The following is a 22200-nucleotide window of genomic DNA, read 5'->3' on the forward strand; positions in this document are numbered from 1 at the left end:
AGTGTGTCTAAAATATCGATAATCATCCAGAGATCAGGCCAAGAAGCATGGTGGAAACTACCCGAAGTCTATTCAAGGACTGCTCTGAGCAAAAAGCGGGCAAAACCTGCTCAGTATCGTCTCATTGGCGAGAATGAGACTAGGTTATTTGGATTAAGCCGTTTTGATCAGAGTTTCCCTAGGACTTCTTAAGTGCTGGAGGCTCAAAGGTGAAAACAACCCAGGCATTGTTGCCTGTGGCTAGGAATATTCACAGCTCTGAGACGCAAGGACACATTACCTTTGAGCCTCCAAGTTTAGCAGGCATTCTTTTGCCATATTATATTGATTGCATAGATTATCAAGGTCGACACCAGGATGAGGCCCCTCTTCTGGGAGGGCATCTTGCCTCCCAGGAAGTGGTATGGCACACCTATTCTTGTAAGCATTGCCATGCTGGAGCTTGTCAGTCTCCTTGATTAGCTCCTTAATATATGTGGAATATACAGCTAGATCTGCTTTGCTGGGGCAAGAATTAATTAGGCCAAGGTCGAGCAGGCTGCTTGCAAGCACCATTGGCTGTGCGCAGATTTCCTCAAAAAGAAGAGGTTTAAAGTTATCTCTGCTATGAAGGTCATTGATAATGTCCAGCCAATCGCCATACGTGCAGGAGACTTCTGCAAACACCTCCTTTTGTGAATCATAGTAGCGAGATAAACTAGTAAATGCACCAGAAGGATCTCTGAGTATGGTTATCCCTTTAATGTTGCCAGAAACGAGCCTTCGATACAGGATGGGATCATGCTGATGATGTATAAAACGCTCTTGAATGATGACTTTCGAAACAATAGTACGAAGACCGTGTTCAGCCTTGAAGCCGCTTTCCAGAACTGAGATGTCAGGCTTGCCTACTTCTTCAAAGTAGATCAGAAGGGCGGCTAAATAAGTTGAATATGTATTAGCAGACCTAGGAAAGGCGTCAATGCAAAGGGCATTAGAAGGATCCGCTCGAAAGCGCGATAGCAAGTCGCGACCGCGTACTAGGTCAAGGAGAAGAGAGGGGTTCACATCCATCACTATTTGGCTCTATCATAAAGCACGCTCGCGGTTCCTGTCTACCACCCAGCCTCCCCGGAAGGATGAGCCTCTTTTCTCAGCTACGAGCTTGACACTCGCAGATCAATGCCTGGAGACAAGCTGCAAACGATCACGGGATACCACAGCCAATCGCTGCTGCGGCTGGCTAAACGCACGCTGCTGCCACTGACTAGCCTGCCGGAGCTCCTGCTGAGCCTGGCCGAGCTGCTGCCGAATCGTGAAGGACCATGAGGACAGCAAGGTGCTCAAATCTTATTATCCCTGAACTCAAAAGCATTAAAAGCCATTGGTTCGCAGAAACTTCCTAGCTACCGGCCAATCCCAAAATACAGAAGTACAAGCGCGCCTTGGCCGTCGTTCTTGAAGGAATGTAGGCAGCCCGGAGGGATGTGTACACAGTTGCCAATGATCAACGCGCATTGTTGGCCGTCTATCTCTGCAACTCCAGATCCGCTGAGGACAACGAAGACTTCATCCAGATCTTCATGAATGTGCTTCATCGTCTGCTGATCGGGATGCAGCGTTGCTATCGCCAGCTGCTGCAGATGATTGATTAATCCAGCACGCAACAGCACTTGTTTGGAAATCTCCGGATTGTGGGAAACACCCTCAACAAAACCATCGCCGATCTGGGTGATTCTGGTGTGATTCATCATTGGCTCGTCGACATGGCTTGGGGCAGATGACTTGTCCGCCCATACCGATCCTCGAACCGCACGATGTCGTCCTCGCCCAGATAAGGCCCGCTCTGCACCTCGATCATCTCCACCGAGATCTTGCCGGGGTTGCTCAGCCGGTGCTTCGCTCCCAGCGGGATGTAGGTGCTCTGGTTCTCGCCCACCAGTTCCTCCACGCCATCCTTTTCCACCACCGCGGTGCCCTGCACCACCACCCAGTGTTCAGCCCGGTGGTGGTGCATCTGCAGCGACAGGCTGGCGCCGGGATTCACCACGATCTTCTTCACCTGCCAGCGCTCGCCCTCCACGATGCCGTCATAGGAGCCCCAGGGCCGGTAGATGCGCCGATGGGCGCGGCCCTCCCGCGCCCCCACCGCCTCCAGCTGCCGCACCACCGTCCGCACGTCCTGGGCCCTGTCGCGATGGGCGATCAGAACGGCGTCGTCGGTTTCCACCACCACCAGATCCTCCACACCCAGGCCCACCACCAGCCGGTGTTCGCTGCGCAGGTAGCAGTTGCGGGCACCTTCGCTGATCACCCTCCCGCGCAGCACGTTCCCCTGCGCGTCCTGATCGGCCGTTTCCCACAGGGCGCTCCAGCTGCCCACATCGCTCCAGCCGGCCTCCAGCGGCAGCACCGTGCCCAGGCCGGTGCGCTCCATCACCGCCACATCGATCGCCACGCTCGGGCAACTGGCGAACGCTTCCCGCTCCAGCCGCAGAAAATCAAGATCGGCCGTGTCCTGATCCAGCGCCGCCCGGCAGCTGCTCACCACCTCCGGTGCTAGCCGCTCCAGTTCCGCCAGGATCGCGCTGGCGCGGAACAGGAACATGCCGCTGTTCCAGGTGAAGCGACCCGCCGTCAGGAACTGCTCGGCCGTGCCGCGATCGGGCTTCTCCACGAAGCGGGCGATCGGCACCGGCGCCTCGCTGCGCAGCGGTTCAGCGGCCTCGATGTAGCCATAGCCCGTTTCCGGCCCCGTGGGCACGATCCCGAAGGTCACCAGCAGGCCCGCCTCAGCCGCTGCCCGCCCGGCCTCCACGCTGGCGCGGAAGGCGGCGGCATCGCGGATCACATGGTCGGCCGCCAGCACCAGCAGCAGCGGGTCGTCGCCCTTGGCGGTGGCCTGCAGGGCCGCCACCGCCACCGCCGGGGCGGTGTTGCGACCGATCGGCTCCAGCAGGATCCCCGCCGGCTCCACGCCGATCTGGCGCATCTGCTCGGCCACGATGAAGCGGTGGCCCTCGTTGCAGATCAGCAACGGCGGCGCCAAGCCGGGCAGCCCCTCCAGGCGCTGCTGGGTCTGCTGCAGCAGGGTCTCTTCTCCGTCGCCGGCCAGGGCCCAATACTGCTTGGGGTAGCTGGCCCGCGACAGGGGCCAGAGGCGTGTGCCCGTGCCGCCGCAGAGGATCACGGGCACCAGGGGGACGGCGGGGTTCACGACGGCACCGATGCAACGCTTGATGAAGTGCAGTCAACACGCCATCAGCTAGTTCCTTGGTACTCCTGGTTACGTTTGGCCAGTGCTCGTGTGGCTTTCCTCGCCGTGATGCGCAGCGCCAGCCAGCGGCCAGCGGTGTTCGACCCGAATCTTCAGCAGTTGATCGCCCAGGCCGAGCGGGAGCGGAGGCAGGGTCAGTGGCCCCACGCTCTCCATCTCTACCGCCGTGCCCTCGCCCTGGCACCCCAACACCCTGGCCTGCGCACGGCCCTCTCTCTGTTGCGGCGCCTTCATCCCCTGCCGGGGTGCCTGCACCAGCCTGAAGCCCAGCCACGCACGCTTCCATCGCCCGCTGATGCAGCCCAGCTGCGTGAACTACAGGCGGCCGACCGGCTGGGGGACCTGAGCTTCGACTGGTACTCACTGTCTGGGCAGTTCCAGCATGCCCTCAACAACATCACCCGCAGCTCCCGCATTCCGCTGATCGTGGATGCCGGCACCACCCGGGCCTCCTCCGCCCTCTGGCTGGCGCGCCGCTGGTCTCAGGCTGAAGTGGTGGTGCTCGTGCAACGTCCGCTCGACCGTGAGGCCATCGCGGCAGCCGTTGCGGGCACGAACGTGCGCTTTGTGGAAGCGCAGGGTTCCGAGATCACGGGCCCGATCCTGCCGTCCCTGGCGCTGCTGGATCAACTCCTCCCCGCCACCACCCACACGCCGGCCCTGCTGCATCTCGATGCCGATCTCGTGGACATGGCCGCGCTCTTCAGCGGTGAAGCCTTCTGGCTGCCCCAGTTCCCGGTCGTGCTGATTCGGGGCGGCCTGGCCGCCGATCCCCAGGGGCGCACCCTGCCCCAGCCCTACCACCACGCCTTTGCTGCCTTCGGCTACGAAACGTTGCGCAGTGGCTCGGTGCTGGTGGCCTTCCACCGGCCTCGCCTGGTGGAACTGGCGGCCGCCGATCTCGTGGCTGATCCGGCAGCTCCGGCCCCCCAGGCCAGTGAGGCCGCTCAGCTTTCCGGTGAGACGGTACTGGAGCCAGGGCTGGTGGCCTTCGATGGCGAATGGCAGTTCCCCGCCATCACCGAGCAGCGGGCCTTCCAGTTGATGCGGCAGCGCCCCAATCCGGTGGATGGGGTGCTCTATGTGGGCTTCCCCTGGGCGAGCCTGATCGATCACCTCAACAACGGCACCGCCAAGGGGCGGGCCCTGCTAGCGGAGCTTGATCGGCTATTGCCCCACCTGCAGGGAGCCAGCCGGCGGATCACGGTCTGCCAGCAGATCTTCTTCCTTCAACACCGCTGGATCTTCGAGCGGGCCGGCATCACCGATGTGTTCTGGCCCCACACCACCATCTTCGCTGCCGATCCTGCCCTGCGGCTGCATCCCTTTCCGCTCTTCGCGGTGCAGTGGCAGCAGCCAACAGATCCTGAGCCCAGCCGCGACATCCTCTACAGCTTCATCGGTGCCCACTCCACCCGCCTCTACCTCAGCAACTCCCGTGATCTGATTCTCAGCAGCCTCGCGGGCCAGCCCGGCGCCCTCATCCAGGGCAACGACGGCTGGTTCTACGAGGATCTCGTCTATGGCGTACAGATCACGGGCAGGATTGGGGCAGATGATCCCCGTGCCATGGGCACCGGCCCAGAAGAGCAGCGCCATCGCTACATCGACAGCCTGCGGCGCTCCGTCTTCTGCCTCTGCCCCTCCGGCACCGGACCCAACACCATCCGCCTCTGGGAAGCAATCGGCTCCGGCGCCATACCCATCATCCTCTCCGACACCTTCCGCCCGCCAGGCCCCCGCCAGCTCTGGGACGACGCCGTGTTCCTTCTGCCCGACAACGCCCAGGGGGTGATGGCCATCCCTCAACTCGCGAAACAGTGGGCCGCCGACCCCGAGCTGCTCGCCGCCAAGCGCGCCGGCCTGCGCCGCCTCTGGCAGCGCTATTCCCCCGACACCTTCATCACCGACATCATTGAGTTGATCGACGGACTCCGCGGATGATCCTCCCTGGCAGGCCCCGGCTCCTCTGGCTCTGGGCACTCCTGATCGGCCTGTCGGTGTTCAGGGGCGCCAGCACGATCTGGCTGCCCCCCTCATCACCACTGCACGAACCCCTCTGCAACCTGATGAGCGGTCTGCCCGCTTGCCGCAGGTAGCGCGTTCTTCGCTCCCCGCTGCTGGCAGACGCCTGGGGCCACTCCGTGAAATCACGGATGCATGCGCCCATGGTACTGACATACTATTTACTGAGGGTTTGGGCCTGGCGTCGCTACGGTCATGGCAGAGAACGAAGCGCCGGTTTCCTCGGCTCAGCCCGATCCGTTTCCTTTCCTTGATCGCGCCGGTTCTGCCTCCCTTGTCGGCGGCTGCCTGGTCGTTCTGATCACGTTCTTGACCTCCTACAGCCATGTCGATCTCCTCGGGATCCGCTTCAACGTCAATCAGCAAATCGGAATTCCTGTCCTCCTTGCCGCCGTGGCGGCGCTGGTTGGCGAAGTTAAATTGGCATCCAACGATCGATGCGCAGATCAGGGCGCTCGAGAGCAAGAGGCGAGAGCTCGAGAGCGAGAGGCGAACGAAGCTGCTCGAGAAAGAGATCAATCAGCTCGATCAAGAGAACAAGCGGCTCGCCGATCTCGAATCCAAGCTCGATGCCTTGTTGCTCAGTGCCGATTCCTCCTCGCCGACACCGCCCTCAACCGGCTCCAGCTGAGTGAAGCCTTAGCCGTGTTGATGGAAGAGATCAAGCCGTCTGAATCCTGAGGTTCACTCTGGGTACTCCTGATCGGCCTCTCTGTCTTCAGCGGGCCAGCACACTTTGGCTTCCCCCGTCTTCACCGCTGCATGAACCGCGCTGCAACCTGATGAGCAGCCTGCCCGCTTGCCGCGAATAGCGCGTCCTCCGCTGAGCCGGGGTAAAGAATGCCGGTTTACTGAGCCCTCACCAAACGATCGCGCAGTTGGTCGTTCTCTGTTGGACCGCTCTCCGTGCGCCCATAGCGGTCCTCGAACCGCACGATGTCGTCTTCACCCAGATAGGGCCCGCTCTGCACCTCGATCATCTCCACCGGGATCTTGCCAGGGTTGGTGAGCCGGTGCTTCGCTCCCAGGGGGATGTAGGTGCTCTGGTTCTCGCCCACCAGCTCCTCCACCCCATCCTTTTCCACCACCGCGGTGCCCTGCACCACCACCCAGTGTTCAGCCCGGTGGTGGTGCATCTGCAGCGACAGGCTGGCGCCGGGATTCACCACGATCTTCTTCACCTGCCAGCGCTCGCCCTCGACGATGCCGTCGTAGGAGCCCCAGGGCCGGTAGATGCGCCGATGGGCACTGCCCTCACGCGCCCCCACCGCCTCCAGTTGCCGCACGATCGTCCGCACGTCCTGAGCCCGCTCGCGATGGGCGATCAGCACGGCGTCATCGGTTTCCACCACCACCAGGTCGTCCACCCCCAGGCCCACCACCAGCCGGTGTTCACTGCGCAGGTAGCAGTTGCGGGCGTCCTCGCTGATCACCCGCCCCCGCAGCACGTTGCCGGACGCGTCCTGATCGGCCGTTTCCCACAGGGCGCTCCAGCTGCCCACATCGCTCCAGCCGGCCTCCAGCGGCAGCACCGTGCCCAGGCCCGTGAGCTCCATCACGGCCACATCGAGCGCCACGCTCGGGCAGCCGGCGAAGGCTTCCCGCTCCAGCCGCAGAAAATCGAGATCGGCCGTGTCCTGATCCAGCGCCGCCCGGCAGCTGCTCACCACCTCCGGTGCCAGCCGCTCCAGTTCCGCCAGGATCGCGCTGGCGCGGAACAGGAACATGCCGCTGTTCCAGGTGAAGCGGCCCGCCGCCAGAAACTGCTCGGCCGTGGCGCGATCGGGCTTCTCCACGAAGCGGGCGATCGGCACCGGCGCCTCGTTGCGCAGCGGTTCGGCGGCCTCGATGTAGCCATAGCCCGTTTCCGGCCCCGTGGGCACGATGCCGAAGGTCACCAGCAGGCCCCCTTCCGCCGCTGCCCGCCCGGCCTCCACGCTGGCGCGGAAGGCGGCGGCATCGCGGATCACGTGGTCGGCCGCCAGCACCAGCAGCAGCGGGTCGTCGCCTTTGGCGGTGGCCTGCAAGGCCGCCACCGCCACCGCCGGGGCGGTGTTGCGGCCGATCGGCTCCAGCAGGATCGCCGCCGGCTCCACACCGATCTGGCGCATCTGCTCGGCCACGATGAAGCGGTGGCCCTCGTTGCAGATCAACAACGGCGGCGCCAAGCCAGGCAGCCCCTCCAGGCGCTGCTGGGTCTGCTGCAACAGGGTCTCCTCGCCGTCGCCGGCCAGGGCCCAGTACTGCTTGGGGTAGCTGGCCCGCGACAGGGGCCACAGGCGGGTGCCCGTGCCGCCGCAGAGGATCACGGGCACCAGGGGGACGGCGGGGGTCACGACGGCACTGATGCAACGCTTGATGAAGCGCAGTCAACACGCCATCTGCTGGAGCCTTGGTACTCCTGGTTACGTTTCATGGTTGCGGCAAGCTCTCGTGAACAGCGGATCCAGCTGAGATCCGGGATTCAGACATCCATGTAATCCAGCCGCTCCAGCAGCGTTTGGTACGCGCTGCTGGATCTGATCTCAGCGGCCACGTGATCAGGAATGGCGCGTCGTGGGCGGGGCTCAATGCGATCGCTTGAGCTTCGGCCACTGTCCCCGCTCAGGTTCACCCCACCGAACCGCTGCCGGTAGGTGGGGTGGTAGCAAACATCCAGCGTTCTGCAGAGCTCTTGCATGAACATATCAGGATCCTGACAGAAGTTTTCGTACTTCATCAAGTTCAGATCTGCATAGCTATCGAGAAAATGTAAATAGCGATGGCAATACTCATTCAAGCTGCTCGGCACAAACTGTGTGTGCCAGTTAATCGCCACCAGCGACAGAAAGCTGTCCAACGGGTGACGGATCGTGGCTACCGATGCCAGCTGATACTCCCCAGCCAGAAACTCACGAACAGGGGTGAGGGCAGCGGCCTGGTCTCCACGGCAGAAATCGGAATGGCTGTGATCCCGAAGCACCAACACGGCACCATCCCGCTCGCAAATCGCCATCATCTCAGCCATCACCGCCAGAAAATGGCTCCTGATTTCGCTCATCGTGAGCTGCCGGTAGCCCCGCTCCAGCAGCAACAGTGGATTGCTGGGCTGGAAGTCTCCGCCATGCCGGTTCAGCGGATTCACCTCACTCACCAGGGCCACATGTGGCATGGCCGCCAGGCATTTGCTGATCACCGTGCCCCCTGTGCAGGCCAGGTGGTGCAGGGTGCGAACCATCGGCCGGCTCGCGCGGGCTGGCGCCTGCCTGGCCAGCTCCGCCCGCAGCGCCTCCAGCTCCCGCTCCAGCCTTCCGAGCTTCAGCCAGGCGCGGACCGTGGTGGCCGACACCCCCACATCCCTGGCCACATCCGCAGGCCGCTGGCCCCCATCCAGGCAGCGGCTGATGGCTTCCTGGCGGCGGGGGTGGGATTGCATCGCTCAATCATGCCAGCGACGATTGAAGCACACCTCAATTGACTTCGATGTGCTGCAGTGTGTTCCCCTAAACCGTGCTGCGCCCTGTTGCTTGGGTTCGCCCACTCACAATGGCTGCCCTGCTGCCTCTCCCGAAACCGGCATCTGGCGCGGCAACTTCCTTGGGCTTTATTGGTAGGCAACCCAATCCATCCCCGCCAACAGAAGCGAGGCCAGCTTCAACCAGGCGCTGTTGCAGCATCGTCAGTTGCCATCACCACCAGATCCTCCACGCCAGACCATCCACCAGCCGGTGTTCGCTGCGCAGGTAGCAGTTGCGGGCGCCTTCGCTGATCACCTTTTTCTGCAGCACATTGCCCAGGCCCATGCGCTCTATCACGGCCACATCGAGCGCCACGCTCGGGCGCCTGGTGAAGGCTTCCCGCTCCAGCTCCGCCAGGAACTGATTGGCCGTGGCGAGATCGGGCTTTTCCACGAAGCGGGCGATTGCACCCCCTGCGTGAGGCTCAAGCGCGAATCGTGTCTGGAGGCGCCGGCTGTGGCAGCGCTATGCCCACGGCACCTTCATCGCCGACACTCTCCTCGCCGCAGGTAGTGGGTCCTTTGGTGCCCGCTCTTGGAACGCCTCATGGGGCCATTCCGTGAAACCACGGATGCAAGTACGAGCAATACTGGCATACTATTGCACATCGGCTTGGGGTTGGTTTCGCTGCGGTCATGTCAGAGAATGAAGCGCTGGTTTCCTCCGCTCAGCTCGATCCGTTTCCCTTCTTCGGTCGCGTCGGCTAGGCCTCACTCGTCGGCGGCTGCCTGGTTGTTCTGATCACGTTCTTAACCTCCTACAACCATGTCGATCTCTTCGGGATCCGCTTCAGCGTCAATCAGCAAATCGGAATTCCTGTCCTCGTTGCCTTGTTGCTCAGTGCCGATTCCTCCTCTCAGGCACCACCCGAACCCGCACAAAACCATCACTGCCCAGCCAAGCCGCCCCGCCAGCTGCAGGTGTTCCTCAGCCAGGTCGAGTTGATCGGTCTACACGAATTGAGCGCTGTCTACACGCCTCCAGCCGTGGCCCTCAACATCCGCAACGCCGAAGCCAGCCGCCTCGCCGCTGAGGTGGCCTCCCTCGCGGGCGAAACCAAAACCGCCGCCGTAATCCTGGCCCTGAAAGAGCGGTTGCGGCGCCTGCAGCGCCAGAGCCACACCACAGCGAATCGGCAAGCCAGCCTCGTCAACCGGCTCGACCAGATCGCCCTACGTTGTGCTGGGCGGCCGATCAGCGATCGTCGCAGCGCAGAAGAGATCCTCGGCTACGACCCCATGGGCCTGCCCACCTGCTGGTGACCCACTCATCCGCAGTTCTGGCCATCCTGCAGAACGAACCGGAGCGCCACGCCTTCAACGAGGCCATCGCCGCAGCAGAACAGTGCTCTCTCTCCTCGGCTTCCCTTGGATCGTGAACAGGCTGAACTCGATCGCGAGGCCTTCAGTCGTTATGGCCAAGGACGTCATCGGGCTGGGCTGAATTTCGGCGATTGTTTGTCCTACGCCCTGGCCAAGTGGCTCGCTGAACCGTTGCTGCTCAAAGGTGACGACTTCTGCCACACCGATCTTCAGCCCGCCTGCTCAGCGTCATGACACCGGTGGCGGCGACCGGCACCGGCTGTGGCGGAAGCTGCTTCATGCCCCTGATTCCTGCTCTGGCTTTGGCTCCTGCTGCGCCAGCCCTTGCTCCTGGGCTAGTTCGGCCAGGCGCCGGTCCACGGACCACCAGTTCATGGCGGTTGCGCAGATGGCCGCAGGCCAGTTCGCCGATCACCCAGGGATGGATCAGCACCTCGCCCTCCTGCAGGAGCGTGGCGAGGCGGGCAAGTCCATGGCGCAGATGCTCCACCCAGACGGAGGTGTCGACGAGGATCAAGCGGCGCTCCGGCGACGGGGGATCGGATCGAGCGCCGGTTCACTGCCGCCAAGTGCGGCCAGACGCTTCGCACTTTCGCGCTGCACCAGGGCCCGCAGGGCCTCCTTGAGCAAGCCACTGCGTTCCAGGTGGCCGCACAGCTGCTCGGCTCTGGCCAGCAATTCATCGTCGAGCGTCACTGTGGTGCGCTGAATTCCATCCAAGAGGCTCCGGTCATTTCCAAAAAGGACATCCTCAACCTCGTCTACCTCTGCCGCCACTACGGCCTCAGTGAGGTGGCCGCCTACTGGCAGCAGGTGGTGGCCAACCTCTTTGGCACCGTCAGCGGCAAGGGTCTCGCCATCCTCGGCTTTACCGATGGCCTCCGGCCGACTGCGTCTACTAGGCCGATACCAACGACACCCCGCGTAGCCGCGGGCTTCTCCGCAGGAGTGGCGCCCTCCATCACCATCTGCCGTGATCTGCTCGATGAGGGCATCGCAGGTGGTGCCCGCGCCCGTGTTCCATCAAATCTGCGAGGCGCTCGACCTCCCCTGCGATCCTTCTGCTCTGGGGGGCTGCGGCGGCTGTGCAGGCGGATGGGGTACGGGGAGGGGAGGGGGCGGCAGGCTGGGGTCTGGGCGAATGGCCGTTCAGCCCAGGCCGGTCAACCCGTGTCCGATCCCGTCCCCCCCGACGGCGTGCCAAGCCAGCTCTGAAAATCCAAAGGCGAAAGGATCAAGAGCGACGGGAGAGCCGATTTCACGGCCAGCAGGTCGGCATCGCCGCTCACCAGGAGCGCCACCCCTGCGGTGAGCGCCAGATCCAGGAACACCTGATCATGAGAGTCACGAATCGAAGAGCCACTGGGGAGGATGTCGCCCGACCAGCTCTCACACCACGGCCAACACGCGAATCAGCTGACGGGCTGTGGGCCCCGCCAGTACGGGCCTGATGGCATCGCCTGTCACGCCTGGCGTGCCCAGCCCACAGCGTCGGCCACATCCGCTTCCGTGATCCCCATCTCCGCAAGGCGCGTGCGCACGGCGATGGCGCCTCCCGGATGAACCGGGGTGAGCACAATTCGGCCGTTCTCACAAGCCGCCTCGTAGTAGTCGGCGACGCCGGCTTGCTCCACCACAGCCTTGGGAAGGGTGAGCTGGTTCTTGCTGGTGCGCTTCGCCAGCACCATCACCACCCGCCTCACTTGGTAAGGAATTCTTACTTTTAGTCATGGATCGCTACGATCGGGAGGCGCTGGTGGTCATCCGAGAGCCAGTCACAGGGTGATGGCGGCAGCAGTGTGGTCTGCTCAGGCTGCCAGGGGCGGAAGGACTTGCGCTTGTGCATGCCCCATTCTCTCGCCCAGATCCATTGCAGTCACAAGGATCTGAGCAGCTTCATGGCGGTCTGTGGAGAGGCTGCGGGTGACCTATGCGCGACAGGCTCCTTGTAGCGGTTGGGTTTCGACGCCAAGGCGCTCGTTGAATTCGTGTTTGGAAACGTCGTTGGCCTGATCGCTCTTTTTCCTCCGATGTCCACGTCACCCTCCCCCGCCGCCAGCTCCCTCTCCAGCAGCAATAGGGCGTCTGGCTCATCGCTCCCTCCCTTCCGCTTGTTGTTGCGGATGCTCAACTGGCGGCGCGATCCCGCCGCTGAACAGCGTTCGATACAGGTCGAGAGAGTGCTCGCATTGCTCAACCGGATACACTCCCAGCTCGACATGATCGAGGGCGGCTTGCCTTCTAGGTCGACCCCTCCGCCAACAATCGCCGCAAAATCCAGCGACTGTTGTACTTGCTCAATTGCTCTGAGCTGACTGAGCTCTATCGCGGCTGAGGTCATATCACCATCTCCAACAACTGCCGCAGGGCCTGTCGCCAGGGGGTTGGGGACAGGCCGAGGGCCCGGCGGCGGCTGGAGGAGCAATTCAGCAGGGAATAGCTGCGGCGCTGGGCGGGCAGCCCACCTGATCTTCCACCACCCCGAGGGACTGGCCGCTGGCGCCGGGCTCGCGGTGCAGCCGCAGCTGGGTGATGGGCCTGGGGCTGGCTGGAGGCACGGGCGAGGCGATCAAGGCGTGGTGGAGTACTGGTGTACTAAGCTGGTGGTTGTCGGGATCTGGATGCGCCGCCGCCCTGGTGGCGGCTGGGGTTCGATGGCAATGCCCTGCTGGAAGCCGTCGTTGGAACAGTTGTTGGCCTGATTGCTCTGTTTTCTTCCTATGACCACATCAACCTCCCAGAACGAGCTCTCCCGCTCCAGCAGCAATGGGGCGTCTGGCTCATCGCTCTCTCCCTTCCGCTCGTTTTTGCGGATGCTCAACTGGCGGCGCGATCCCGCCGCCGAACAGCGCAGGATGCAGCTCGAGAAAGAGCTCGCGTTGCTGAGCTGGATGCACTCCGAGCTCGACTTGATCGAGGCCGACTTGCCTTCCAGCTCGACCCCTCCGCAGGCAATCGCCGCAAACTCCAGCGACTGCTGAGCCTGTTCAACAGCCCAGAGATGGCTGAGCTCTATCGCGGTTGAGCTCATCCCACCGCCTCCAGCAGGGAATAGCTGGGGCGCTTGGCCAGCTCGCCCACAGCCACGGCCACAGCCTTGGTGGGCCGTAGGCGCCGAGGGGATCACGGCCCTGCTCGGGCCGGTAGGGGCTGCCCTGCTGGCCGTTGAACACGAAATCCGTGCTCACCTGCAGCAACCGCCCGCCCGTCTCCACCAGCGCTTCCGCGAAGGCCCGCGGCGCGCCGCCGTTCACGGCGGTGTAGGCGCCACCATTGAGCACCCAGTCGGGGCGGTGCTCGAGCACAGCAGCCCGGCAGGCGGCGGCATCGGCGAGATCCAGAGCCAGGAGCCCTTGGCCACCGACTCCTTCACCGCTGCGGCTGGTGGCGATCAACTATCAGGATTGCTGTTGTCACGGGCTGACTAGGGTGTGTTGGAAGCTTTTGATCCAAGCGAGGCTGCGGGCGTGAGCGCTTACACCGCTGTTGTGAAGCAGGACGGCGACTGGTGGATCGGCTGGGTGGAAGAGGTGCCGGGCGTGAATGCCCAGGAACGAACCCGTGAACGGCTGGTGGTTGCGCTGAAGGCGGTGCTGCAGGAAGCCCTGGAGATGAACCGCGCCGAAGCCCGTGCTGCTGCAGGCAGCTCCTACGAGGAGCTGGCGCTGGCCCTGTGAAACGCAGGGATCTGCTGCGCCATCTCAGCCAGCACGGCTGCACCCTCTTGCGAGAAGGCGGCAACCACTCTTGGTGGCACCAGCCCGAGCTCAACAGGCGCAGTGCCATCCCCAGGCACACTGACATCAAGGAGCTTCTCGTGCGCAAGATCTGTTCCGATCTGGGAATCCCCCGGCCTTGAGCCATCTGTCCAACTGATCCCATCGGGGGAGGTCATCACCCGGTTGCCCTTGCCGCTGACCCTGATGGCAACAACCAGCCCAGCTCGCTGCTGATCCGGGTTGGATCAATCGCGTAACGCCGGTCGTGACCAGGGCGATCCGTCACCGGCGTGACCAGGAGGCTGTGGGGGGCACCAGCGGGCAGCAGGTCATCGAGCGCACTGCAGATCGCCTCCACCACCTGCTTGTTGGTGCGCTCGCTGGCTGTTCCATTTGAACCGGATCCGCCCACGCAATAGCTGCGGCCGAGCTGGCCCTGGGTGGCTGCCAGCAACAGGGCGTCAGCATGGTCGTCCACGTAGAGCCAGTAGCGCACGTTGGCGCCATCGCCATAGAGGGGGATCGGTTCGCCTGCGGCGGCCTTGAGGATCACCACCGGGATCAGCTTCTCGGGGAACTGCCAGGGGCCGTAGTTGTTGGAGCAGTTGGTGAGCACCACCGGCAGGCCGTAGGTGTGGTGCCAGGCGTTCACCAGGTGGTCGCTGGCGACCTTGCTGGCCGAATAGGGGCTGCGCGGGTCGTAGGGGGTGGTTTCCGAGAAGCGGCCCGAGGGGCCCAGGGAGCCGAACACCTCATCGGTGGAGATGTGGTGGAAGCGGAAGCCAGCCTGGCGCTCCTGAGGCAGGCCTTCCCAGTGGGCGCGCACCTCCTGCAGCAGCTGGAAGGTACCGCTCACGTTGCTGCCGATGAAAGCAGCGGGCCCCTCGATGGAGCGGTCGACGTGGCTTTCGGCCGCTAGGTGCAGCACCAGGTCGGGGTCGGCCTGCCGCACCGCCGCTGCCGTGGCCTCGGCGTCAGTGAGGTCCACCCGCAGCAGGGTGTGGCGCTCAGCCGCCTGGGGCAGCGCCTCGATGCTGGTGAGGTCGCTGGCGTAGCCGCACTTGTCGAGGTTGAACACCAGGGCGTCGCTGTCTGTCAGCAAGCGGCGCACCACCCCCCCAGTGTCAGCAGGATCTTCATGGCTGGGCCTCCTTCTCAGAGTTCCGTGATCGCACGGAAGCCAAGCGCAGCCACAAAGGGCAACACTGACCCTCGAGACCAGCAGCACTTGTGGTGTGAAGATCCGCGAGGTGATCAAGCAACTGGAGCTTGCGGGCTGGGTGCTGGTGGCCACAAGGGGGAGCCACAGGCAGTTCAAACATCCCCAAAGGCCTGGGCGCGTTACAGTTGCTGGAAAGCCCAGCGACGATCTCGCGCCAGGCACCCTCAAAAGTATTGCCAAGCAATCCGGAGTGCCCCTGCCATGAGCCAATCGTTTGCCGTGGTGATCGAGGAAGCCGATCACAACTTTTCGGCTTACGTTCCTGATCTTCCAGGTTGCGTGGCCACCGGCGCATCTCGCGATGCTGTACTGGCTGAGATTCGAGAAGCCATTGCCTTTCACCTGGAAGGCCTGAGAGCCGATGCCGAGCCCCAGCCGCTCGTGCGCTCAAGTGTGGCCACTGTTCAGGTATAACCGGAACCGCCCTCATCACGCAAATACCTCCCCGGCGGCAACGGCCTCGGCAAAGCTGGGGGCGGCGGCATCCTTCTCAGCCAGCGCAGGGAGCGTTCGCAGCTTTTGCTCCAGAAGCCGCTGGCCTTGTAGAGCACCTCAGCCGTCTCACTCAGGGTGAGGAAGCCATGGCCAAAGCCCACCGGCACCCACAGCTGCTGCTGGTTGGCGGCGCTGAGTTCGGCCCCCACCCACTGGCCAAAGGTGGCTGAGCTGCGGCGCAGGTCCACCGCCACATCAAAGATCGCCCCAGCCGTGCAGCGCACCAGCTTGCCCTGGGGTTCGGGTTCCAGCTGGTGGTGGAGGCCGTGCAGCACGCCGCGGCTGGAGCGGGAGTGGTTGTCCTGCACAAAGGTGGTGGCTGTGCCCACGGCCTGATCAAAGCGGCGCTGGTTCCAGCTCTCGTAGAAGAAGCCGCGATCGTCGCCAAACAGCTGGCGGTGCTGAGCGGCTCAACCTGCATGGGGCGTCTCCAACAGCTGCAGCAGGTAGCTGCCACAACCACTCTTGCGTAGCGGTGTGGCCAGCGCTTCCAGCTGCCCATCGCTGATCCAGCCCTGGCGCCAGGCCACCTCACTCCTCGGCTTCCCTTGGATCGTGAACAGGCTGAACTCGATCGCGAGGCCTTCCGTCGTTATGGCCAAGGACGTCATCGGGCTGGGCTGAACTTCGGCGATTGTTTGTCCTACGCCCTGGCCAAGTGGCTCGCTGAACCGTTGCTGTTCAAAGGTGACGGCTTCTGCCACACCGATCTCCAGCCCGCCTGCTCAGCGTCATCACACCGGTGACACCCTCGCCCTGGCACCCCAACACCCTGGCCTGCACACGGCCCTCTCGCTGCTCCAACGCCTTCATCCCCTGCCGGGGGGGCCTCCACCAGCCTCAAGCCCAGCCACGCACGCTCCCGTCACCGCCTGAGCTTCGACTGGTACTCCCTGTCTGGGCAGCTCCGCCCTCTGGCTGGCGCGCCGCTGGTCTCAGGCGGAAGTGGTGGTGCTCGTGCAACGTCCGCTCGACCGTGAGGCCATCGCGCGCCCGATCCTGACGGCCCTGCTGCATCTCGATGCCGACCTCGTGGACATGGCCGCTCAGCTCTCCGGTGAGACGGTGCTGGAGCCAGGGCTGGTGGCTTTCAACGGCGAATGGCAGTTCCCCGCCTCTACCTCAGCAACTTCCGTGATCTGATTCTCAGCAGCCTCGCGGGCCAGCTCGGCGCTCTGATCCATGGCAACGACGGCTGGTTCCACGCGGAGGATCCCCGTGCCATGGTCACCGGCCCCAACACCATCCGCCTCTGGGAAGCCATCGGCTCCGGCGCCATTCCGATCATCCTCTCGGATACATTCCGCCCCCCCGTCCCCCGGCCCCCGCCTGCTCTGGGACGACGCCCTGTTCTTCCTGCCCGACAACGCCCAGGCTGTGATGGCCATCCCCCAGCTCACCAAGCAGTGCGCCGCCGGCCCCAGCTGCTCGCCGCCTCTGGCAGCGCTAGTCCCCCGACACCTTCATCACCGCTGCACGAACCCCTCTGCAACCTGATGAGCGGGTCTGCCCGCTGCTGGCAGTCACGTGGCCAATCCGTGAAACCACGGATGCATGCGCTCATGATACAGACGCACTATCAGTGGATCGATTTTGGCTTGGCGTCGCTACGGTCATGGCAGAGAACGATGCGCCGGTTTCCTCGGCTCAGCCCGATCCGTTTCCTTTCCTTGATCGCGCTGGTTCTGCCTCCCTTGTCGGCGGCTGCCTGGTCGTTCTGATCACGTTCTTGACCTCCTACAGCCATGTCGATCTCCTCGGGATCCACTTCAACGTCAATCAGCAAATCGGAATTCCTGTCCTCCTTGTCGCCGTGGCGGCGCTGGTTGGCGAAGACGAAGTCTTCTCCGAAGGAGTAGTTAAACTGGCATCCAACGATCGATGCGCAGATCAGGGCGCTCGAGAGCGAGAGGCGAACGTAGCCGAAGGCCGGCGAAGCCGTAGCTGCTCGAGAGAGAGAACAAGCGGCTCGCCGATCTCGAATCCAGGCTCGTAGACGAAGTCTTCTCAGAATGAGTTGCCTTGTTGCTCAGTGCCGATTCCTCCTCTCAGACACCGCCCTCAACCGGTTCCAGCTGAGTGAAGCCTTGGCCGTGTTGATGGAAGAGATCAAGCCGTCTGAATCCTGAGCTTGGCTGAAGTCTGCCGATACGGCAGAGGCGATTGGCAGCGACCCCGATAACCCCCGTAGCATGTTTATGTCTATCGCAGAATGTTGGCGTGGCATCGCTCAGGTCCTGGAGGGCAGCAGCTTGCCCAGCTGGGCCGACACACCGGCGCAATCAGCGGCGGCCAGAGCGCCCAGGCCCCCCAACACCAATCGCTCATCAAGGGTGAACAGCTTGAAGCGCACCAGGCAGGGTTGGGGCAGGCCTGCGGCCTTGAGATCTTCAAGGGGCCAATCGAGGGGCCACGAGGATTGCCGCGCTGATGTGATCATCGCCAGCAGCAGATGGCCACAGCCTCGCTGGAAGCCAGGCTGTGAGAGCACCAACGCCGGCCGCTGCTTCTGGTCCTGCCGATCCGTGAATGGGAACGGCACCCGCACCACCGTGTACCTCTCGAGGGCGCTCACAGATCGCGGAACGCCTCCTCATCCGCCGGGCTGCTCCAATCGCTCAGGCTGCTGTCCAGCCCCTGGAGATAGGCCAGATCCAATGGCGCCACCGCTCGCACCCGCACCGAGCCATCCTCCAGCTCCCAACTGAGCTGGTCGCCCTGTCGCAATCCCAGGGCCTCACGCACGGCCTTCGGCACCGTGACCTGCCCCTTGGCGGTGAGTGTGGCGACGTCCATCGGTGGCCAACCAGTCCCTGGCCTCACCTTAGGCCAGATCCCTCCTTGTCGTAAGGCGTCCTTGCGGGCTTACACCATGGTCGAACAGGCCGAGCGCTTGGGGCCACTCCGTGAAATCACGGATGCATTCACTCCTTGTACTGACGTACTATCAGTGGATCGATCTGGGCTTGCCGTCGCTACGGTCATGGCAGAGAACGAAGCGCCGGTTCCCTAGGCTCAGCCCGATCCGTTTCCTTGCCGATTCCTCCTCTCAGGCACCGCCCGCAACCGGCACCAGTTGAGTTGGGTCCCCGCACAGTCCTCAAGGATGTTTCACGGGAGGCTGAAGATTCAGCTGCAGGGCATCAGCGAAGTCCATGCCTTGACGGTGGACATCCAGAGCCTACCTCACGAGATTGTCCTGCTCAAGATGCAGGTGGCGAATCGCAAGCACCACCGTGATCGGCACAAAACAGGCCGAGCTGGCATCAATCAGAGCAGCGGCCAGTTCGGCCTGGGCGGGATCGTCGTTCACCAGCAGACGCACCAAGACGTTGGTGTCCAGAGCCACAGGCAGGGTCATGGCTTGGCCAACAGCGCCGGATCCATCGCTTCCAGATCCAGTGCCGGGCCCTGAGAGCCCGTGCAACCGATCAAGCTTCTGGCGGAGCTGGTCTTTGCGCGATCCTGCGGAATCAGGCGAAGGCCCGGCTGCCCGATCTGCCCGGCTGTGTGGGCACTGTGCAGCGCGTTGCGGCTAGCGTGGCCAGAGAGCCAGCCAGCAGCGATGACGCTCACCACCAACCCGAGTTCGGGTGTGTTGCCGCTGAACTTCCCTTCAGGGCTGCGCCTCACCCCAGAGCAGTTCGAACTGGTGTGCGCTGAAAATCGGGAGGCGGTGCTTGAGTTAACCGCGGATGGCCGTGTCATCGCGATGCCCCCAACTGGTAGTGAGACCAGTGGACGGAACAGTGAGTTGTTGTTTCAGTTGCAACGATTCGCCAAGGCCAATGGCGCGTGGAAAGTGTTTGAGAGCTCTGGAGGCTTTCGGCTGCCCGACGGATCGGTCGTGAGCCCCGATGCCTCCTTGGTCCGCCTGGAGCGCTGGCAGGCTCTCAGCCCGGATGAGCGTCGACGCTTCGCTCCCCTATGCCCCGTCCTGGTGGTTGAACTGGCCAGCCCCAGCGACGAGGGCCCCCGCGGCGTGACGTTGTTGCGAGCCAAGATGGCTGCTTATCAGCGCAATGGTGCCCGGCTGGGCTGGCTGCTCTTGCCGGAAGAGCGCGCGGTTGAGGTGTGGCATGCGACCGGTGATCCCCAGCGGCTGCACAATCCCACTGTGCTCACGGCTTCGCCTGAACTACCGGGCTTGACCCTCCAACTCGACGAGATCTGGTCTGTTTGACGATGACCTCGCTGGTGGGCTGGCATCCAAGCTCCTGCGTGGCGGCGATCGCCGCGATCTGTTCATCGGCAAAGGCCGGACTCCTGAGTTCGATGCCCAGCGCCTCGATCAACACGCTGTGGTGGCGGATGGCAAAACGCTCCAGATCCCGCAGGCTCTGGCAACGGCTCAGGATTCCCAGCACCGCCACCAGCAGCAGAGACCAGGCCGGAATGCGGATCCCACGCCACATCCGCGCGTCCGGAATCGCCTTGAGAAAGCTGATCAGGTCGAGATCGATTGCGGGAAGAGCGATTGCAGGAAGAGCGGTTTCGGGCACAGCAAGGGCGCGATTCCGCCGACCTCAACCCATGCTTGCAGCCCAGGCCAGAAAGCTTGTGACACACTTTGAATCAGTCCTGGCTCCTGAGGGGCTCTGCTGAATCCGGTGGCTGCCGCAAAACGGACTAGGATCGATCTGCAGATGGTATGACGGCCTTGCGATGGATGTCACAACCGTATCCCCCAAGTTCCAGGTCGTGATTCCCAAGCGGGTCCGCGAACAGTTCGGCCTCAGGGCTGGGCAGACCCTTCAGGTGATCGCCTTGCCGGGGCGCATTGAGCTTGTGCCCAGCCAGTCTCCAGAGGCTCTGCGCGGTTTTCTGCAGGGCAAGAACACCTTCCAGCGCGAGGGTGATCGCCTGTGACGCCCACGCGGGTGGTGGTGGATTCCTCGGGCTGGATCGAGGTGTTCACCAATGGTGGTCAGGCCGAGCGCTTCCTGGCCCTGATGGCAGACGAAAGCTCCCTTGTGGTGGCCTCGATCAGCATCTTTGAGGTGTTCAAATGGGTCTTGCGCGAACACGGGGAGGCTCAGGCCGTTCAGGCGGCCGCCGTGATGCAGCGCGGCCAGGTGGTGGATCTCGACAGCCGGCTTGCGCTGGCGGCAGCCCAGCTCAGCCATGCCCTGCAGCTGCCAATGGCAGACAGCATCATCCTGGCCACAGCCAGGGATCGCCAGGCCAGGCTGCACACCATGGACAGCGATTTTCGCGGCATCGCCGACGTGGAGTGGATCGATCTGATCACCTGATCAGAGCAGCGCTGACCTGATCTGTTTCTCTGCTGACGCACTGCTCTGCTGACGACCGTGTCAATCAAAACAATCAATAGCGTCCTGCGGCATCTGCAACAGCAACGCGCCCAGGAATGGGGCACTGCCCTGATCGAGCCGCTTGAGCCGTTCGTAGTCCTCGGCGAAGCCCCGCAGGATCAGCGGCGCATTCCCCCGCTGCAGCCCCATCTCAACCAGGGGCCAGCCCAGCGAGGGCTGCACCTGGTTGTGCTGAAACGTGGGCGCCACATCGAGGCTGCCGATCAGCAGCCGGTGCTCGACCCTCCCCCACCTCCTGATGCCGTCCGGTCCGGCGGTCGCATCGATTGGTGCCTGGCCCGCATGCAGGGCTCAGCTGTTGCCGCTGTTCTGCCCTTCGCGCATTCTGATGGAGGCATTCAATTTGCATGACTTCTCAGTATGTTGAAGGAAGCACTGCTATGCGCGATCCATGCCATCCCTGCAGATCCGCGACCTTCCCGAACCCCTGCACATCCTTCTTCAGCGCCGGGCCCGTGCCCACAAGCGCAGCCTCAGCCAACAGGCCCTGGCCGATCTGGAGGCCCTCGCTGGTGGTGATCCTCGCCAACGGCGACAGCAGGCCCTCGAGCGGATCGCACAGCGCTGGCAACAGCAGCCGGCGCTGCAGTGGCCTCAGTCGCCGGAAGCGCTGATCTGTGCCGATCGGGAGCGCTGATGCCTACGGCCGTTGTGCTCGCTGCCTCGGTGGCACTGCGGGCGCTGCGCCGGACTCACCCACCCCGCCGTTCCCACAGCCCGGCAGCTGCGCGAGATGCGCATCGAGATCAGCAGCGCTGGGTGGTTCGATTATGGCCAGAAAAGCCCGATCAAGCCGGGCAGAGGCTTCCGGCTGATGGAGCCAGAGTTCAGAATCTGGAATGGTCTGAGCTGTTTTGATGACCCACACGCCAGGCTCGCTGCTGTCGATCAGCACGGTGCGCCCCGTGTATTCCTTACCAAGGGAGATATGGCCGCTCACGCCGACCTGCTTTGCCACCAGCCGCGAGGGGTTCATGCAATCAACCCTTTCATCCAGGCTAGTCCAATCGCCGTGAAGATCTCGCGTTTTTGCTCGGGTGTCAGCCGATCGCCCTGTTCACCCAGGCAGCCGGCCGCCGCTTGAGCCGCCCTGCTCGCTCACCTGACGGCAGCATTCCTGCTGCTCCAGATACCAGCGCACTTCTGGCCATCGCCATAGAGCGGGATCAGCTTCTCGGGGCACTGCCAGGGGCCGTAGGGCGTGGTTTCCGAGGAACGCCCCCTCTCGCCCAGGGAGCCGAACAGCTCGTCGGTGGAGATGTGGTGGAAGCGGAAGCGTTGTTGGCGCTCGTCGGGGAGTTGCTCCCAGTGGCTCCGCACCGCCGATG

31 protein-coding genes and 6 pseudogenes are annotated in these 22200 nt (G+C 63.3%); 13 read left to right on the forward strand and 24 right to left on the reverse strand.

The features are described 5' to 3' along the window. Positions 1 to 276: 276 nt before the first annotated feature. The 3 genes from KQ304_RS11645 to KQ304_RS11655 form a co-directional block, all read right to left on the reverse strand. The gene (locus KQ304_RS11645) at positions 277 to 1053 is read right to left on the reverse strand and encodes a hypothetical protein (RefSeq protein WP_259737251.1); all 777 of its coding nucleotides are present in this window, start codon (positions 1051 to 1053) and stop codon (positions 277 to 279) included. A gap of 332 nt (positions 1054 to 1385) precedes the next feature. Beyond that, positions 1386 to 1730, reverse strand: a complete 345-nt coding sequence (locus tag KQ304_RS11650) for a cupin domain-containing protein (RefSeq protein ID WP_259737252.1) — start codon at positions 1728 to 1730, stop codon at positions 1386 to 1388. Then, positions 1730 to 3196 (reverse strand): mannose-1-phosphate guanylyltransferase/mannose-6-phosphate isomerase, encoded by a 1467-nt coding sequence (locus tag KQ304_RS11655; protein ID WP_259737253.1) that lies wholly within the window; start codon positions 3194 to 3196, stop codon positions 1730 to 1732. The genes KQ304_RS11650 and KQ304_RS11655 overlap by 1 nt, the downstream gene beginning before the upstream one ends. Positions 3197 to 3286: 90 nt before the next feature. Here KQ304_RS11655 and KQ304_RS11660 point away from each other — a divergent pair, with 90 nt between their 5' ends. Then, positions 3287 to 5200, forward strand: coding sequence for an exostosin family protein (locus tag KQ304_RS11660; RefSeq protein WP_259737254.1), 1914 nt, complete (start codon positions 3287 to 3289; stop codon positions 5198 to 5200). 406 nt (positions 5201 to 5606) lie between these two features. Beyond that, a complete protein-coding gene (locus tag KQ304_RS11665) occupies positions 5607 to 5912 on the forward strand; it encodes a hypothetical protein (protein ID WP_259737255.1) in 306 nt (101 codons plus the stop codon). A 217-nt stretch (positions 5913 to 6129) separates the two neighbouring features. On the opposite strand, the gene KQ304_RS11670 is transcribed toward KQ304_RS11665, so the two are convergent. The 3 genes and pseudogenes from KQ304_RS11670 to cpsB all read right to left on the reverse strand — a co-directional run. Further along, positions 6130 to 7617 carry a mannose-1-phosphate guanylyltransferase/mannose-6-phosphate isomerase gene (locus KQ304_RS11670; RefSeq protein WP_259737256.1) on the reverse strand — a complete coding sequence of 496 codons (1488 nt, stop codon included), beginning with the start codon at positions 7615 to 7617 and terminating at the stop codon, positions 6130 to 6132. A 128-nt stretch (positions 7618 to 7745) separates the two neighbouring features. After that, complete coding sequence (locus KQ304_RS11675) at positions 7746 to 8498, reverse strand: hypothetical protein (protein ID WP_259737257.1); 753 nt, start codon at positions 8496 to 8498, stop codon at positions 7746 to 7748. A gap of 434 nt (positions 8499 to 8932) precedes the next feature. Beyond that, positions 8933 to 9183 (reverse strand): annotated as a pseudogene (cpsB, locus tag KQ304_RS11680) (mannose-1-phosphate guanylyltransferase/mannose-6-phosphate isomerase); the annotation flags it as partial. Positions 9184 to 9737: 554 nt separating this feature from the next. Between cpsB and KQ304_RS11685 the strand changes: the two are divergent. Next, a complete protein-coding gene (locus tag KQ304_RS11685) occupies positions 9738 to 10040 on the forward strand; it encodes a type II toxin-antitoxin system VapB family antitoxin (protein ID WP_231594675.1) in 303 nt (100 codons plus the stop codon). 573 nt (positions 10041 to 10613) lie between these two features. Here the strand turns inward: KQ304_RS11685 and KQ304_RS11695 are convergent. Continuing rightward, positions 10614 to 10796 carry a type II toxin-antitoxin system VapB family antitoxin gene (locus KQ304_RS11695; protein ID WP_259737258.1) on the reverse strand — a complete coding sequence of 61 codons (183 nt, stop codon included), beginning with the start codon at positions 10794 to 10796 and terminating at the stop codon, positions 10614 to 10616. Between the two features lie 42 nt (positions 10797 to 10838). On the opposite strand from KQ304_RS11695, the pseudogene KQ304_RS11700 reads away from it, so the two are divergent. After that, a pseudogene (locus KQ304_RS11700) lies at positions 10839 to 11093 on the forward strand (hypothetical protein); the annotation flags it as partial. Positions 11094 to 11263: 170 nt separating this feature from the next. On the opposite strand, the gene KQ304_RS11705 reads toward KQ304_RS11700, so the two are convergent. The 6 genes and pseudogenes from KQ304_RS11705 to KQ304_RS11730 all read right to left on the reverse strand — a co-directional run. Further along, positions 11264 to 11431 (reverse strand): hypothetical protein, encoded by a 168-nt coding sequence (locus KQ304_RS11705; RefSeq protein ID WP_197163530.1) that lies wholly within the window; start codon positions 11429 to 11431, stop codon positions 11264 to 11266. Positions 11432 to 11563: 132 nt separating this feature from the next. Continuing rightward, positions 11564 to 11788 carry an AbrB/MazE/SpoVT family DNA-binding domain-containing protein gene (locus KQ304_RS11710; RefSeq protein WP_231594677.1) on the reverse strand — a complete coding sequence of 75 codons (225 nt, stop codon included), beginning with the start codon at positions 11786 to 11788 and terminating at the stop codon, positions 11564 to 11566. A gap of 188 nt (positions 11789 to 11976) precedes the next feature. Then, positions 11977 to 12441 carry a hypothetical protein gene (locus tag KQ304_RS11715; protein ID WP_259737259.1) on the reverse strand — a complete coding sequence of 155 codons (465 nt, stop codon included), beginning with the start codon at positions 12439 to 12441 and terminating at the stop codon, positions 11977 to 11979. An 85-nt stretch (positions 12442 to 12526) separates the two neighbouring features. Then, on the reverse strand, positions 12527 to 12658 hold the full coding sequence (locus KQ304_RS11720; protein ID WP_259737260.1) for an NAD(P)-dependent oxidoreductase: 132 nt from the start codon (positions 12656 to 12658) through the stop codon (positions 12527 to 12529). Between the two features lie 11 nt (positions 12659 to 12669). Continuing rightward, complete coding sequence (locus KQ304_RS11725; RefSeq protein ID WP_259737261.1) at positions 12670 to 13131, reverse strand: hypothetical protein; 462 nt, start codon at positions 13129 to 13131, stop codon at positions 12670 to 12672. Between the two features lie 73 nt (positions 13132 to 13204). Further along, a pseudogene (locus tag KQ304_RS11730) lies at positions 13205 to 13495 on the reverse strand (sugar nucleotide-binding protein); the annotation flags it as partial. Positions 13496 to 13567: 72 nt separating this feature from the next. On the opposite strand from KQ304_RS11730, the gene KQ304_RS11735 reads away from it, so the two are divergent. Then, positions 13568 to 13777 carry a type II toxin-antitoxin system HicB family antitoxin gene (locus tag KQ304_RS11735; RefSeq protein ID WP_197163534.1) on the forward strand — a complete coding sequence of 70 codons (210 nt, stop codon included), beginning with the start codon at positions 13568 to 13570 and terminating at the stop codon, positions 13775 to 13777. Beyond that, positions 13774 to 13959 (forward strand): type II toxin-antitoxin system HicA family toxin, encoded by a 186-nt coding sequence (locus KQ304_RS11740; protein WP_259737262.1) that lies wholly within the window; start codon positions 13774 to 13776, stop codon positions 13957 to 13959. The genes KQ304_RS11735 and KQ304_RS11740 overlap by 4 nt, the downstream gene beginning before the upstream one ends. A gap of 74 nt (positions 13960 to 14033) precedes the next feature. On the opposite strand, the pseudogene KQ304_RS11745 reads toward KQ304_RS11740, so the two are convergent. Further along, positions 14034 to 14978 (reverse strand): annotated as a pseudogene (locus KQ304_RS11745) (dTDP-glucose 4,6-dehydratase); the annotation flags it as partial. A 127-nt stretch (positions 14979 to 15105) separates the two neighbouring features. On the opposite strand from KQ304_RS11745, the gene KQ304_RS11750 reads away from it, so the two are divergent. Together KQ304_RS11750 and KQ304_RS11755 are read left to right on the forward strand one after the other, a co-directional pair. Further along, a complete protein-coding gene (locus KQ304_RS11750) occupies positions 15106 to 15246 on the forward strand; it encodes a type II toxin-antitoxin system HicA family toxin (protein WP_231595001.1) in 141 nt (46 codons plus the stop codon). Continuing rightward, positions 15243 to 15455 carry a type II toxin-antitoxin system HicB family antitoxin gene (locus KQ304_RS11755; RefSeq protein WP_197163540.1) on the forward strand — a complete coding sequence of 71 codons (213 nt, stop codon included), beginning with the start codon at positions 15243 to 15245 and terminating at the stop codon, positions 15453 to 15455. The genes KQ304_RS11750 and KQ304_RS11755 overlap by 4 nt, the downstream gene beginning before the upstream one ends. Here the strand turns inward: KQ304_RS11755 and rfbC are convergent. Both rfbC and KQ304_RS11765 read right to left on the reverse strand, forming a co-directional pair. Next, on the reverse strand, positions 15446 to 15928 hold the full coding sequence (gene rfbC / locus KQ304_RS11760; RefSeq protein ID WP_370594596.1) for a dTDP-4-dehydrorhamnose 3,5-epimerase: 483 nt from the start codon (positions 15926 to 15928) through the stop codon (positions 15446 to 15448). The genes KQ304_RS11755 and rfbC overlap by 10 nt on opposite strands. Before the next feature lie 18 nt (positions 15929 to 15946). Then, a pseudogene (locus KQ304_RS11765) lies at positions 15947 to 16069 on the reverse strand (glucose-1-phosphate thymidylyltransferase); the annotation flags it as partial. A gap of 418 nt (positions 16070 to 16487) precedes the next feature. On the opposite strand from KQ304_RS11765, the gene KQ304_RS11775 reads away from it, so the two are divergent. After that, a complete protein-coding gene (locus tag KQ304_RS11775) occupies positions 16488 to 16679 on the forward strand; it encodes a hypothetical protein (RefSeq protein ID WP_197163542.1) in 192 nt (63 codons plus the stop codon). Positions 16680 to 17115: 436 nt separating this feature from the next. Here KQ304_RS11775 and KQ304_RS11780 read toward each other — a convergent pair whose 3' ends face one another. The 4 genes from KQ304_RS11780 to KQ304_RS11795 form a co-directional block, all read right to left on the reverse strand. Then, positions 17116 to 17304 (reverse strand): hypothetical protein, encoded by a 189-nt coding sequence (locus KQ304_RS11780; RefSeq protein WP_197163544.1) that lies wholly within the window; start codon positions 17302 to 17304, stop codon positions 17116 to 17118. A gap of 462 nt (positions 17305 to 17766) precedes the next feature. Beyond that, positions 17767 to 18111, reverse strand: a complete 345-nt coding sequence (locus KQ304_RS11785; RefSeq protein ID WP_197163553.1) for a type II toxin-antitoxin system PemK/MazF family toxin — start codon at positions 18109 to 18111, stop codon at positions 17767 to 17769. Next, complete coding sequence (locus KQ304_RS11790) at positions 18108 to 18332, reverse strand: AbrB/MazE/SpoVT family DNA-binding domain-containing protein (protein ID WP_197163555.1); 225 nt, start codon at positions 18330 to 18332, stop codon at positions 18108 to 18110. Before KQ304_RS11790 ends, KQ304_RS11785 begins: the two co-directional genes overlap by 4 nt. A 385-nt stretch (positions 18333 to 18717) precedes the next feature. Continuing rightward, entirely contained in the window at positions 18718 to 18897 is a 180-nt protein-coding gene (locus KQ304_RS11795) for a hypothetical protein (RefSeq protein ID WP_197163557.1), read from the reverse strand. A gap of 204 nt (positions 18898 to 19101) precedes the next feature. Here KQ304_RS11795 and KQ304_RS11800 point away from each other — a divergent pair, with 204 nt between their 5' ends. Then, positions 19102 to 19719: a Uma2 family endonuclease gene (locus KQ304_RS11800; protein ID WP_197163559.1), complete on the forward strand. Its 618-nt coding sequence runs from the start codon at positions 19102 to 19104 to the stop codon at positions 19717 to 19719. Here the strand turns inward: KQ304_RS11800 and KQ304_RS11805 are convergent. Next, positions 19658 to 20038 carry a transposase family protein gene (locus tag KQ304_RS11805; protein ID WP_197163561.1) on the reverse strand — a complete coding sequence of 127 codons (381 nt, stop codon included), beginning with the start codon at positions 20036 to 20038 and terminating at the stop codon, positions 19658 to 19660. The genes KQ304_RS11800 and KQ304_RS11805 overlap by 62 nt on opposite strands. Positions 20039 to 20201: 163 nt before the next feature. Between KQ304_RS11805 and KQ304_RS11810 the strand changes: the two genes are divergently transcribed. Then, entirely contained in the window at positions 20202 to 20405 is a 204-nt protein-coding gene (locus tag KQ304_RS11810) for an AbrB/MazE/SpoVT family DNA-binding domain-containing protein (protein WP_197163563.1), read from the forward strand. Further along, positions 20402 to 20791: a type II toxin-antitoxin system VapC family toxin gene (locus tag KQ304_RS11815; RefSeq protein WP_259737263.1), complete on the forward strand. Its 390-nt coding sequence runs from the start codon at positions 20402 to 20404 to the stop codon at positions 20789 to 20791. Before KQ304_RS11810 ends, KQ304_RS11815 begins: the two co-directional genes overlap by 4 nt. Positions 20792 to 20851: 60 nt before the next feature. On the opposite strand, the gene KQ304_RS11820 is transcribed toward KQ304_RS11815, so the two are convergent. Then, entirely contained in the window at positions 20852 to 21061 is a 210-nt protein-coding gene (locus KQ304_RS11820; RefSeq protein WP_259737264.1) for a hypothetical protein, read from the reverse strand. A gap of 202 nt (positions 21062 to 21263) precedes the next feature. Between KQ304_RS11820 and KQ304_RS11825 the strand changes: the two genes are divergently transcribed. After that, positions 21264 to 21509, forward strand: a complete 246-nt coding sequence (locus KQ304_RS11825; protein WP_259737265.1) for a FitA-like ribbon-helix-helix domain-containing protein — start codon at positions 21264 to 21266, stop codon at positions 21507 to 21509. A 3-nt stretch (positions 21510 to 21512) separates the two neighbouring features. On the opposite strand, the gene KQ304_RS11830 is transcribed toward KQ304_RS11825, so the two are convergent. Next, complete coding sequence (locus KQ304_RS11830; RefSeq protein ID WP_259737266.1) at positions 21513 to 21848, reverse strand: hypothetical protein; 336 nt, start codon at positions 21846 to 21848, stop codon at positions 21513 to 21515. A 170-nt stretch (positions 21849 to 22018) separates the two neighbouring features. Next, positions 22019 to 22195: pseudogene (locus KQ304_RS11835) on the reverse strand (dTDP-glucose 4,6-dehydratase); the annotation flags it as partial. Between the last annotated feature and the right edge of the window lie 5 nt (positions 22196 to 22200).

The sequence above is a fragment of the Synechococcus sp. CS-1329 genome, assembly GCF_025128055.1.
Taxonomy (GTDB): Bacteria; Cyanobacteriota; Cyanobacteriia; order PCC-6307; family Cyanobiaceae; genus Regnicoccus_A.

What these genes read in the sequence shown, in the direction of transcription:
- KQ304_RS11675 (WP_259737257.1), bottom strand. Translation starts at nt 8,498, where the DNA reads ATGGTTCGCACCCTGCACCACCTGGCCTGCACAGGGGGCACGGTGATC.
- KQ304_RS11710 (WP_231594677.1), bottom strand. Translation starts at nt 11,788, where the DNA reads ATGGTGCTGGCGAAGCGCACCAGCAAGAACCAGCTCACCCTTCCCAAG.
- KQ304_RS11825 (WP_259737265.1), top strand. Translation starts at nt 21,264, where the DNA reads ATGCCATCCCTGCAGATCCGCGACCTTCCCGAACCCCTGCACATCCTT.
- KQ304_RS11755 (WP_197163540.1), top strand. Translation starts at nt 15,243, where the DNA reads ATGAGCCAATCGTTTGCCGTGGTGATCGAGGAAGCCGATCACAACTTT.
- KQ304_RS11725 (WP_259737261.1), bottom strand. Translation starts at nt 13,131, where the DNA reads ATGAGCTCAACCGCGATAGAGCTCAGCCATCTCTGGGCTGTTGAACAG.
- KQ304_RS11795 (WP_197163557.1), bottom strand. Translation starts at nt 18,897, where the DNA reads ATGACCCTGCCTGTGGCTCTGGACACCAACGTCTTGGTGCGTCTGCTG.
- KQ304_RS11665 (WP_259737255.1), top strand. Translation starts at nt 5,607, where the DNA reads ATGTCGATCTCCTCGGGATCCGCTTCAACGTCAATCAGCAAATCGGAA.
- KQ304_RS11715 (WP_259737259.1), bottom strand. Translation starts at nt 12,441, where the DNA reads ATGACCTCAGCCGCGATAGAGCTCAGTCAGCTCAGAGCAATTGAGCAA.
- KQ304_RS11810 (WP_197163563.1), top strand. Translation starts at nt 20,202, where the DNA reads ATGGATGTCACAACCGTATCCCCCAAGTTCCAGGTCGTGATTCCCAAG.
- KQ304_RS11830 (WP_259737266.1), bottom strand. Translation starts at nt 21,848, where the DNA reads ATGAACCCCTCGCGGCTGGTGGCAAAGCAGGTCGGCGTGAGCGGCCAT.
- KQ304_RS11645 (WP_259737251.1), bottom strand. Translation starts at nt 1,053, where the DNA reads ATGGATGTGAACCCCTCTCTTCTCCTTGACCTAGTACGCGGTCGCGAC.
- KQ304_RS11790 (WP_197163555.1), bottom strand. Translation starts at nt 18,332, where the DNA reads ATGGACGTCGCCACACTCACCGCCAAGGGGCAGGTCACGGTGCCGAAG.
- KQ304_RS11800 (WP_197163559.1), top strand. Translation starts at nt 19,102, where the DNA reads ATGACGCTCACCACCAACCCGAGTTCGGGTGTGTTGCCGCTGAACTTC.
- KQ304_RS11650 (WP_259737252.1), bottom strand. Translation starts at nt 1,730, where the DNA reads ATGAATCACACCAGAATCACCCAGATCGGCGATGGTTTTGTTGAGGGT.